The sequence below is a fragment of the Klebsiella sp. NPDC088457 genome (assembly GCF_044900465.1).
Taxonomy (GTDB): Bacteria; Pseudomonadota; Gammaproteobacteria; order Enterobacterales; family Enterobacteriaceae; genus Klebsiella.
The window spans coordinates 8,705-19,737 of the sequence record NZ_JBJDNH010000067.1 but is presented as its reverse complement, the minus strand read 5'-3'; the positions used below and the strand labels follow the sequence as shown (position 1 = coordinate 19,737).

At 57.7% G+C, this 11,033-nt stretch carries 9 protein-coding genes and 1 pseudogene; 8 read left to right on the top strand and 2 right to left on the bottom strand.

The annotated features are described in order from the left end of the window. The 8 genes and pseudogenes from ACI2JR_RS26255 to tilS all read left to right on the top strand — a co-directional run. Positions 1-355 (top strand): annotated as a pseudogene (locus tag ACI2JR_RS26255) (acyl-[acyl-carrier-protein]--UDP-N-acetylglucosamine O-acyltransferase); the annotation flags it as partial. Beyond that, positions 355-1,503 (top strand): lipid-A-disaccharide synthase, encoded by a 1,149-nt coding sequence (gene lpxB / locus ACI2JR_RS26250; RefSeq protein WP_462479857.1) that lies wholly within the window; start codon positions 355-357, stop codon positions 1,501-1,503. The pseudogene ACI2JR_RS26255 and the gene lpxB, both read left to right, overlap by 1 nt. Then, positions 1,500-2,096 carry a ribonuclease HII gene (gene rnhB / locus ACI2JR_RS26245; RefSeq protein WP_462479856.1) on the top strand — a complete coding sequence of 199 codons (597 nt, stop codon included), beginning with the start codon at positions 1,500-1,502 and terminating at the stop codon, positions 2,094-2,096. Before lpxB ends, rnhB begins: the two co-directional genes overlap by 4 nt. 37 nt (positions 2,097-2,133) lie before the next feature. Next, complete coding sequence (gene dnaE / locus ACI2JR_RS26240; RefSeq protein WP_462479855.1) at positions 2,134-5,616, top strand: DNA polymerase III subunit alpha; 3,483 nt, start codon at positions 2,134-2,136, stop codon at positions 5,614-5,616. A 12-nt stretch (positions 5,617-5,628) separates the two neighbouring features. Continuing rightward, the gene (accA, locus tag ACI2JR_RS26235) at positions 5,629-6,588 is read left to right on the top strand and encodes an acetyl-CoA carboxylase carboxyl transferase subunit alpha (protein ID WP_462479854.1); all 960 of its coding nucleotides are present in this window, start codon (positions 5,629-5,631) and stop codon (positions 6,586-6,588) included. Between the two features lie 112 nt (positions 6,589-6,700). Beyond that, positions 6,701-8,839 (top strand): lysine decarboxylase LdcC, encoded by a 2,139-nt coding sequence (locus ACI2JR_RS26230; RefSeq protein WP_462479853.1) that lies wholly within the window; start codon positions 6,701-6,703, stop codon positions 8,837-8,839. 63 nt (positions 8,840-8,902) lie between these two features. Then, complete coding sequence (locus tag ACI2JR_RS26225) at positions 8,903-9,292, top strand: VOC family protein (protein WP_132729832.1); 390 nt, start codon at positions 8,903-8,905, stop codon at positions 9,290-9,292. A gap of 66 nt (positions 9,293-9,358) precedes the next feature. Then, complete coding sequence (gene tilS, locus ACI2JR_RS26220) at positions 9,359-10,663, top strand: tRNA lysidine(34) synthetase TilS (RefSeq protein ID WP_462479852.1); 1,305 nt, start codon at positions 9,359-9,361, stop codon at positions 10,661-10,663. 15 nt (positions 10,664-10,678) lie between these two features. Here the strand turns inward: tilS and rof are convergent, their stop codons facing one another. Together rof and ACI2JR_RS26210 are read right to left on the bottom strand one after the other, a co-directional pair. Further along, complete coding sequence (gene rof / locus ACI2JR_RS26215; protein ID WP_132729831.1) at positions 10,679-10,939, bottom strand: Rho-binding antiterminator; 261 nt, start codon at positions 10,937-10,939, stop codon at positions 10,679-10,681. Further along, positions 10,926-11,033, bottom strand: a 108-nt coding sequence (locus ACI2JR_RS26210; RefSeq protein ID WP_462479858.1) for a YaeP family protein, incomplete at its 5' end; no start/stop codon positions are given. The genes rof and ACI2JR_RS26210, both read right to left, overlap by 14 nt.

The following is an 11,033-nucleotide window of genomic DNA, read 5'->3' as shown; positions in this document are numbered from 1 at the left end:
CTCGCTGGATGATTTTGTCATCATCGGCGGCATGACCGCCGTGCACCAGTTCTGCATCATCGGCGCACACGTGATGGTGGGCGGCTGCTCCGGCGTTGCGCAGGACGTACCGCCGTTTGTTATTGCCCAGGGCAACCACGCGACGCCGTATGGCGTCAACATCGAAGGCCTGAAGCGCCGCGGCTTTAGCCGTGAAGCGATTACCGCGATTCGTAACGCGTATAAGCTGCTGTACCGCAGCGGAAAAACGCTGGACGAAGCCAAACCGGAAATCGCCGGGCTGGCGGCTCAGCATCCTGAAGTTCAGCCATTTGTCGATTTCTTTGCCCGCTCAACCCGCGGTCTGATTCGTTAATGGCTGAACCGCGTCCCCTGACGATTGCCCTGGTCGCCGGAGAAACCTCCGGCGATATTCTTGGCGCCGGTCTGATCCGCGCGCTCAAAGCGCGCATTCCCAATGCGCGCTTTGTCGGCGTGGCGGGGCCGCTGATGCAGGCCGAAGGGTGTGAAGCCTGGTATGAGATGGAAGAGCTGGCGGTCATGGGGATTGTTGAAGTGCTCGGCCGCTTACGTCGGCTGCTGCATATCCGCGCCGATCTTACCCGCCGTTTCAGCGAGCTGCGTCCCGACGTTTTTGTCGGCATCGACGCGCCTGATTTCAATATCACCCTCGAAGGCAATCTCAAAAAACAGGGTATTAAGACTATCCATTACGTCAGCCCCTCGGTATGGGCATGGCGGCAAAAACGCGTTTTCAAAATCGGCAGATCGACCAATCTGGTGCTGGCATTCCTGCCTTTCGAAAAAGCGTTTTACGACAAATTTAACGTTCCCTGCCGTTTTATCGGTCATACCATGGCGGATGCCATGCCGCTGGATCCGGATAAAGGCGCCGCGCGCGATCGTTTAGGGATCGCCCGGGACGTGCATTGCCTGGCGCTGCTGCCGGGGAGTCGCGGTGCGGAAGTGGAAATGCTCAGTGCGGATTTTCTGAAAACCGCGCAAATTCTGCGTGCAAGCTATCCCGATCTGCAGGTGCTGGTCCCGCTGGTCAATGCGAAACGGCGCGAACAGTTCGAGCGGATTAAAGCGGAAACGGCGGCGGATCTGCCGGTCCATCTGCTGGATGGTCAGGCGCGTGATGCGATGATCGCCAGCGATGCCGCGCTGCTGGCCTCCGGGACCGCGGCGCTGGAGTGTATGCTGGCCAAATGCCCGATGGTGGTTGGCTATCGCATGAAGCCGTTTACCTTCTGGCTGGCGAAACGGCTGGTGAAAACCGACTACGTTTCGTTACCGAATCTGCTGGCCGGACGCGAGCTGGTGAAAGAGCTGTTGCAGGACGAATGCCAGCCGCAGCGGCTTGCCGATGCGCTGCGACCGCTGCTGGCCGACGGCAAAACCACCCACGAAATGCACGATACCTTCCGGGCGCTGCATCAACAAATTCGCTGCAATGCTGATGAGCAGGCGGCGGACGCAGTACTGGAGTTAGCGAAATGATTGAGTTTGTTTATCCGCATACCCATCTGGTGGCCGGCGTTGACGAAGTTGGCCGCGGGCCGTTGGTTGGCGCGGTGGTTACCGCGGCGGTAATCCTTGACCCTGGCCGGCCAATTGTCGGCCTGAACGATTCCAAGAAATTAAGCGAAAAGCGTCGTCTGACGCTGGTCGATGAAATCAAAGAGAAGGCGTTAGCCTGGAGTCTGGGTCGCGCGGAGCCACATGAAATTGATGGGCTGAATATTCTGCATGCGACCATGCTGGCGATGCAACGCGCGGTTGCCGGCTTAGCGATTGCGCCGGAGTTTGTGCTGATAGATGGCAACCGTTGCCCGCCGCTGCCCATGCCTGCACAGGCGGTGGTCAAAGGCGATAGCCGGGTGGCAGAAATCAGCGCAGCGTCTATTCTGGCTAAAGTCGCGCGCGATGCGGAAATGACTGAGCTGGACCTTGAATTTCCTCAATATGGCTTTGCGCAGCATAAAGGCTACCCTACCGCTTTCCATCTGGAAAAACTGATCGAACATGGCGCAACCGAGCATCATCGGCGCAGTTTTGGCCCGGTAAAACGCGCCCTGGGCCTTGCGTCCTGATTCTTGCGTCGGGAAATAAGTTAACCGGAATCTGAAGATGTCTGAACCACGTTTCGTCCACCTGCGGGTGCATAGCGACTATTCCATGATCGATGGGCTGGCGAAAACCGGGCCGCTGGTGAAAAAGGCGGCCGCGCTCGGCATGCCTGCGCTGGCGATCACCGATTTTACCAACCTCTGTGGGCTGGTGAAGTTCTACGGAGCGGGACATGGCGCCGGGATCAAACCGATCGTCGGGGCGGATTTTCATGTTCAGAGCGATCTGCTGGGCGATGAGCTGACGGAACTGACCGTGCTGGCGGCCAACAATACCGGATATCAGAACCTGACGATGTTGATTTCCCGGGCCTACCAGCGTGGCTACGGCGCGCAGGGGCCGTGGATCGACCGCGACTGGCTGGTCGAGCACCAGGAAGGGCTGATTCTGCTCTCCGGGGCGAGGAAAGGCGACGTCGGCGTCAGCCTGACCCGTGGCAATATGCCGCTGGTCGAACAATGCGTCTCTTTCTACGAACAACATTTCCCGAATCGCTACTATCTGGAGCTGATCCGTACCGGCCGCGCCGACGAAGAAGCTTATTTACATGCCGCGGTGCAGCTGGCGGAAGAGCGGGGTTTGCCGGTTGTTGCCACCAATGACGTGCGTTTTCTGGAAACAGGTGACTTCGATGCGCATGAGATCCGCGTAGCGATTCACGACGGCTTCACCCTTGACGATCCCAAACGCCCGCGTAAGTACTCGCCGCAGCAATATATGCGCAGCGAAGAAGAGATGTGCGAGCTGTTCTCCGATATTCCAGAGGCGCTGGAGAATAGCGTCGAAATCGCTAAGCGCTGCAACGTCACCGTGCGCCTGGGCGAATACTTCCTGCCGCAGTTCCCGACCGGGGATATGACGACGGAAGATTATCTGATTAAGAAATCGAAGGAAGGTCTGGAAGAGCGCCTCGAGTTCCTGTTCCCTGACCCCGAAGAGCGTGTCAGACGTCGCCCGGAGTACGATGAACGTCTGGATATCGAACTCCAGGTGATTAACCAGATGGGGTTCCCGGGCTACTTCCTGATCGTGATGGAATTTATCCAGTGGTCGAAGGATAACGGCGTGCCGGTCGGGCCTGGTCGTGGTTCCGGTGCCGGTTCGCTGGTGGCCTATGCTTTGAAAATCACCGATCTCGACCCGCTGGAGTTCGATCTGCTGTTTGAACGTTTCCTGAACCCGGAACGTGTATCGATGCCCGACTTTGACGTCGACTTCTGCATGGAGAAACGCGATCAGGTTATTGAGCACGTGGCGGAGATGTACGGTCGCGATGCGGTATCGCAGATTATCACCTTCGGTACGATGGCGGCGAAGGCGGTTATTCGCGACGTTGGCCGCGTACTGGGCCACCCGTACGGGTTCGTCGATCGGATCTCGAAGCTGGTGCCGCCCGACCCGGGGATGACGCTGGCAAAGGCGTTTGAAGCCGAGCCGCAGCTGCCGGAAATCTACGAAGCTGACGAAGAAGTTAAAGCCCTGATCGACATGGCGCGCAAGCTGGAGGGCGTCACGCGTAACGCCGGTAAGCATGCGGGGGGCGTGGTTATCGCCCCGACCAAAATTACCGATTTCGCCCCGCTATATTGCGATGAAGCCGGTCTGCATCCGGTTACCCAGTTTGACAAGAACGACGTAGAATACGCCGGGCTGGTGAAGTTCGACTTCCTTGGCCTGCGTACGCTGACCATCATCAACTGGGCGCTGGAGATGATCAACAAGCGGCGGGCGAAGAACGACGAGCCGCCGCTGGATATCGCGGCGATCCCGCTGGACGATAAGAAAAGCTTCGATATGCTGCAACGCTCGGAAACCACCGCGGTTTTCCAGCTTGAATCGCGCGGCATGAAAGACCTGATTAAACGTCTTCAGCCCGACTGCTTCGAAGATATGATCGCTCTGGTGGCCCTGTTCCGACCGGGGCCGCTGCAATCGGGGATGGTAGATAACTTTATCGACCGTAAACACGGCCGCGAAGAGATCTCTTACCCGGACGTGCAGTGGCAGCATGAGTGCCTGAAACCGGTGCTTGAGCCGACGTATGGCATTATCCTGTATCAGGAGCAGGTCATGCAGATTGCCCAGGAGCTCTCAGGCTATACTCTCGGCGGCGCGGATATGCTGCGTCGTGCGATGGGTAAGAAAAAGCCGGAAGAGATGGCCAAGCAGCGCGGCACCTTCGAAGAAGGGGCGAGGAAAAACGGCATTGACGGCGAGCTGGCGATCAAAATCTTTGATCTGGTGGAGAAATTCGCCGGTTATGGGTTTAACAAATCGCACTCGGCGGCCTATGCGCTGGTCTCCTACCAGACGCTGTGGCTGAAAGCGCACTATCCCGCCGAGTTTATGGCGGCGGTGATGACCGCGGATATGGATAACACCGAAAAAGTGGTCGGGCTGGTGGACGAGTGCTGGCGGATGGGGCTGAAAATTCTGCCGCCGGATATCAACTCCGGGCTGTACCATTTCCACGTTAACGACGACGGTGAAATCGTTTACGGTATCGGCGCGATTAAAGGGGTGGGTGAAGGCCCGATCGAAGCCATTATCGAAGCGCGTAACGACGGTGGCTATTTCCGCGAGTTGTTCGATCTTTGCGCCCGTACCGATACCAAAAAGCTCAACCGGCGGGTGCTGGAAAAACTGATTATGTCCGGGGCGTTTGACCGCCTCGGGCCGCATCGTGCAGCATTAATGAATTCGCTGGGCGATGCGCTGAAGGCCGCCGATCAACATGCGAAAGCCGAGGCGATTGGCCAGGCGGATATGTTCGGGGTGCTGGCGGAAGAGCCGGAACAGATCGAACAGTCCTATGCCAACTGCCAGCCGTGGCCGGAGCAGGTGGTGCTGGATGGTGAAAGGGAGACCCTGGGGCTGTATCTGACGGGCCACCCGATCAACCAGTATTTAAAAGAGATTGAACGCTATGTTGGCGGCGTGAGACTTAAAGATATGCATCCGACCGATCGTGGTAAAGTCACCACGGCGGCGGGGCTCGTTATTGCTGCGCGGGTAATGGTCACCAAGCGCGGTAATCGTATCGGCATCTGTACGCTGGATGACCGTTCCGGGCGTCTGGAGGTGATGTTATTCACCGACGCGCTGGATAAATATCAGCAATTGCTGGAAAAAGACCGCATACTTATCGTCAGCGGACAGGTCAGCTTTGATGACTTCAGCGGGGGGCTTAAAATGACCGCCCGTGAAGTCATGGACATTGACGAAGCCCGGGAAAAATATGCTCGCGGGCTTGCTATCTCGCTGACGGACAGGCAAATTGATGACCAGCTTTTAAACCGACTCCGTCAGTCTCTGGAACCCCACCGTTCGGGAACCATTCCAGTACACCTCTATTATCAGAGGGCGGATGCGCGCGCGCGGCTGCGTTTTGGCGCAACATGGCGCGTCTCTCCGAGCGATCGTTTACTCAACGATCTGCGTGGCCTGATCGGCTCGGAGCAGGTGGAACTGGAGTTTGACTAATACAGGAATACTATGAGTCTGAATTTCCTTGATTTTGAACAGCCGATTGCAGAGCTGGAAGCGAAAATCGATTCCCTGACTGCAGTAAGCCGTCAGGATGAGAAACTAGATATTAACATCGACGAAGAGGTGCATCGTCTGCGCGAAAAAAGCGTAGAGCTGACGCGCAAAATCTTCGCCGATCTGGGGGCATGGCAGGTTGCGCAACTGGCACGCCATCCACGTCGCCCATACACCCTGGATTATGTTCGCCTGGCATTCGACGAATTTGACGAGCTGGCCGGTGACCGCGCATATGCCGACGATAAAGCGATTGTCGGTGGTATTGCACGTCTGGACGGGCGGCCGGTGATGATTATCGGCCATCAGAAGGGACGCGAAACGAAAGAAAAAATTCGTCGCAACTTCGGTATGCCGACTCCGGAAGGCTACCGTAAGGCGCTGCGCCTGATGGAGATGGCTGAGCGCTTCAAAATGCCGATCCTCACCTTTATCGACACCCCAGGAGCATATCCTGGCGTTGGTGCGGAAGAGCGTGGCCAGTCTGAAGCGATTGCCCGTAACCTGCGTGAAATGTCACGTCTGAGCGTACCGGTTATCTGCACCGTTATCGGAGAAGGTGGTTCCGGCGGCGCGCTGGCGATTGGCGTGGGCGACAAAGTGAACATGCTGCAGTACAGCACCTACTCGGTGATTTCCCCGGAAGGCTGCGCCTCCATCCTGTGGAAAAGTGCGGATAAAGCCCCGCTGGCGGCTGAAGCGATGGGCATCGTTGCGCCGCGTCTGAAAGAGCTGAAGCTGATTGACTCCATTATTCCGGAGCCATTAGGCGGCGCGCATCGTAATCCGGAAGCCATTGCGGCAAGCCTGAAAGCGCAGCTGCTGGCCGACCTGGCTGACCTCGACACCCTGAGCGAGGAAGAGCTGTTGAACCGTCGCTATCAGCGTCTGATGAGCTACGGCTACGCCTGATCGTTGCTCGCGTTAAGTATTCCAGGGGCCGGATTTTCCGGCCCTTTTTTATGTGCGATACGCCAGCGCGATTGCTATGATGCCTGACTCAGGTCAATTCCAGGAGGAAAGCGTGAATATCATCGCCATCATGGGGCCCCACGGCGTCTATCATAAAGACGAGCCGATCAAAGAGCTGGAAGCGGCCCTGCAACGGCAAGGTTTCCAGACCATCTGGCCGCAAAACAGCGCCGACCTGCTGCAGTTTATCGAACACAATCCGCGGATCTGCGGGGTCATCTTCGACTGGGATGAGTACAACGTCGATCTGTGCAGCGAGATTAATCAGCTGAATGAATACCTCCCGCTGTATGCATTTATCAATGCGCATTCGACGATGGACGTCAGCAGCCAGGATCTGCGCATGACGCTGTGGTTCTTCGAATACGCGCTCGGCCTGGCGCAGGAGATCGCCACCCGTATCGCCCAGTACACCCGCGAATACCTCGACAACATTACGCCGCCGTTTACCAAAGCCTTGTTCAACTATGTACAGGAGGGGAAATATACCTTCTGTACCCCCGGGCACATGGGCGGCAGCGCGTATCAGAAAAGCCCGGTGGGCTGCCTGTTTTATGACTTCTTTGGCGGCAATACCTTAAAAGCCGACGTGTCGATTTCAGTCACCGAACTGGGGTCGCTGCTCGATCATACCGGTCCGCATCTCGAAGCCGAGGAGTATATCGCCCGCGCCTTCGGCGCCGAACAGAGCTACATGGTGACTAACGGAACCTCGACCTCGAATAAGATTGTTGGCATGTATTCCGCGCCGGCGGGCAGTACGCTGCTCATCGACCGTAACTGCCACAAATCTCTGGCGCACCTGCTGATGATGAGCGACGTGGTACCGCTGTGGCTGAAACCGACGCGTAATGCGTTGGGCATTCTGGGCGGCATCCCGAAACGCGAATTTACCCGCGATAGTATCCAGCAAAAGGTGAACGCGACGGGCGGGGCGGCGTGGCCGGTTCATGCGGTGATCACCAACTCCACCTACGACGGGCTGCTCTATAACACCACCTGGCTCAAAGAGACTCTGGATGTGCCTTCGATCCATTTTGACTCCGCCTGGGTGCCCTATACCCATTTCCATCCGATCTACCAGGGGAAAAGCGGGATGAGCGGCGAACGGATCCCCGGAAAGGTGATCTTCGAAACTCAATCGACGCACAAAATGCTGGCCGCGTTGTCGCAGGCATCGCTGATCCATATTAAAGGCAGCTACGACGAAGAGACCTTTAATGAAGCCTTTATGATGCATACCTCAACGTCGCCGAGCTACCCGATCGTTGCGTCGATCGAAACCGCGGCGGCAATGCTGCGCGGCAATTCAGGCAAGCGCCTGATTCAGCGTTCAATAGAGCGAGCGATGGATTTCCGCAAGGAGGTTCAGCGCTTACGGGAAGAGTCCGACGGCTGGTTCTTCGATATCTGGCAGCCGGAAAATATTGAGCAGGTGCAGTGCTGGCCGGTGGCAAGCGGCGAGGACTGGCACGGTTTTAAAGATGCCGATGATGACCATATGTTCCTCGATCCGGTGAAGGTAACGATCCTCACGCCGGGAATGGACGAACAGGGCCATATGGCGGAGGAAGGGATCCCGGCCGCGCTGGTGGCGAAGTTCCTGGATGAACGCGGGGTGGTGGTAGAGAAAACCGGGCCCTACAACCTGCTGTTTCTGTTCAGCATCGGCATCGATAAAACCCGGGCAATGGGGCTGCTGCGCGGCTTAACGGAGTTTAAGCGCGCCTACGATCTCAACCTGCGGGTGAAGAATATGCTGCCGGATCTGTATGCTGAAGATCCTGACTTCTACCGCAATATGCGCATTCAGGATCTGGCGCAGGGGATCCATCGCCTGATTCGCCAGCACCAGCTTTCGCAGCTGATGTTAAGCGCGTTTGATGTGCTGCCGGAAATGAAAATGACCCCTAATCAGGCCTGGCAGCGGCAAATTAAAGGCGAGGTGGAAACCATTGAACTGGAAAACCTCGTCGGGCGCATCTCTGCCAATATGATTCTACCGTACCCGCCGGGCGTACCGCTGCTGATGCCTGGCGAGATGATTACCGAAGAGAGCCGGACGGTACTCGATTTCCTGCTGATGCTGTGCTCGATTGGGCGCCATTACCCGGGGTTCGAGACGGACATCCACGGCGCGAAGCGCGGCGATGACGGCGTATACCGGGTACGAGTCTTAAAAAATGACTAACGGGCTTGCGCCGCGGCGAGCGCTGCGAGTAACCTGGTGAATATCAACAGGAGGAGTTTAACCATGCTGGGTTTAAAACGGGTTCACCATATCGCCATCATCGCCACCAACTATGCGCAGAGCAAAGCCTTTTATTGCGATATCCTCGGCTTTACGCTGCAGAGTGAGTTTTATCGTGAAGAGCGCGACTCGTGGAAGGGCGATCTGGCATTGAATGGCGAGTATGTCATTGAGCTGTTCTCTTTCCCGTTCCCTCCTGCTCGTCCCAGCCGCCCGGAAGCCTGCGGTTTGCGCCATCTGGCCTTTAGCGTGGATGATATTGACGCGGCGGTGGCTCATCTGGAAGCGCATGGCGTGGCCTGTGAGGGGATTCGTGTCGATCCCTTTACCGACAAGCGCTTTACCTTCTTTAACGATCCGGACGGCCTGCCGCTGGAGATTTATCAACAGTAACCCTTGCCAGCGAGAGTCCGGGCCGGTAACGTGCCGGGCTATCTCTTCTCAGCCAGCACTATCATCATGACGACTCCAGATATTGCGCCAAGCCTTCAACCCTATCGTCAGTTTTTGGTGGCCTTCAGCGGCGGCCTGGATTCGACGGTGCTTTTACATCAGCTGGTGTGCTGGCGCGAGCGTGATCCGACGGTGCAGCTGCGGGCCATCCATATTCACCACGGCCTGAGCGCTAACGCCGATAGCTGGGTTACGCACTGTCAGCAGATTTGTCAGCAATGGCAGCTTCCGCTGGTGGTGGAACGGGTGACTCTGGCGAATGAGGGGCTCGGCGTGGAGGCGCATGCCCGGCAGGCGCGTTATCAGGCTTTCCGCACGACGCTGATGCCGGGGGAAGTGCTGGTCACGGCGCAGCATCTTGACGATCAGTGTGAAACCTTTCTGCTGGCGCTTAAGCGCGGCAGCGGCCCGACCGGGCTGGCTGCCATGGCGGCGTGTTCTGATTTTGCCGCCACAAAGCTGCTCCGTCCGCTGCTGAACTGCCGTCGCCAGGCGTTACGTCAGTGGGCGCTGACTCATCAGCTGCGCTGGATTGAGGATGAGAGCAATCAGGATGATACCTACGATCGCAACTTTCTTCGCCTGCGCGTTGTCCCGCGGCTGAACGCGCGTTGGCCGCACTTTAGCGAGGCGGTCGCCCGCAGCGCCAGCCTGTGTGGCGAGCAGGAACAGCTGCTGGATGAGCTGCTGGCGGAAGAGCTGGCAAAGCTGGTGGCGGCGGACGGGACGTTAGCCATTGAACCGCTGATGGTTATGAGCGCGCCGCGCCGCGCCGCGCTGCTGCGGCGTTGGCTGGCGGGGCACAATGCGCCGATGCCTTCGCGCGAAATGACGGAGCGCATCTGGCGGGAAGTCGCGCTGGCTCGGGAGGATGCCTTCCCCTGTTTGCGCCTTGGCGACTTTACCGTGCGTCGTTACCAGCAGCGGCTGTGGTGGGTGAAATATTTCCCCGGCCAGGCGGAGGCGGTTGTGCCGTGGGCTGATTGTCGCCAACCGCTGCGTCTCCCGGACGGGCTTGGCGAGCTGACGCTGCTGGCCGGCGGGCCTTTACGCGCGCCGCGCGCCGATGAGGGGGTGACGGTGCGCTTTCGCGCCGGCGGCCATCTGCATATTGTCGGCCGTCATGGCGGCCGCAAGCTGAAAAAAATCTGGCAGGAGCTGGGGGTGGCGCCCTGGCGTCGCGATACCACACCGCTGCTGTTTTACGGTGAGACGCTGATTGCGGCGGCGGATTCCCTGTTTGTCACCCGCGAAGGGGAAGCGCTGGCAGGTGAGGGCATGCAGCTCAGATGGAGGAAAACGGGCGGCTGAGCCACCCGTTTTTATTCAGGACTCACTTACCACCACGGTACCGATTTCCGGGTGGCTGAAGCTGGCGATTTTATCCAGGCGTAGCTCGCGATTATTTCCGCTCAGCTCCACCACCAGATACTCGATATTTTTGCGCGAGATAAGATCGCTTGCTTTGGCCTGCAGCTGCTCACCGTCTTTGAGCGTCAGTACCAGCACCAGATGATGCTGGCAGGCAAGTTCGAGGTTGTCATAATCATCGCAGTTGATGGGTTGATAAGTATCATTCATTGACATAATCGCTCACCAGTAAGTTTGCTGCCGCACAGGCGGCTTTTTCCCTGACTGACTCCGAAAGGGCCTCATCCGCCGCAATTTCATTCAACACTTT

Coding starts and splice junctions, on each gene's coding strand:
- lpxB (WP_462479857.1), top strand. CDS start 355: ATGGCTGAACCGCGTCCCCTGACGATTGCCCTGGTCGCCGGAGAAACC.
- ACI2JR_RS26225 (WP_132729832.1), top strand. CDS start 8,903: ATGCTGGGTTTAAAACGGGTTCACCATATCGCCATCATCGCCACCAAC.
- tilS (WP_462479852.1), top strand. CDS start 9,359: ATGACGACTCCAGATATTGCGCCAAGCCTTCAACCCTATCGTCAGTTT.
- dnaE (WP_462479855.1), top strand. CDS start 2,134: ATGTCTGAACCACGTTTCGTCCACCTGCGGGTGCATAGCGACTATTCC.
- rnhB (WP_462479856.1), top strand. CDS start 1,500: ATGATTGAGTTTGTTTATCCGCATACCCATCTGGTGGCCGGCGTTGAC.
- accA (WP_462479854.1), top strand. CDS start 5,629: ATGAGTCTGAATTTCCTTGATTTTGAACAGCCGATTGCAGAGCTGGAA.
- rof (WP_132729831.1), bottom strand. CDS start 10,939: ATGTCAATGAATGATACTTATCAACCCATCAACTGCGATGATTATGAC.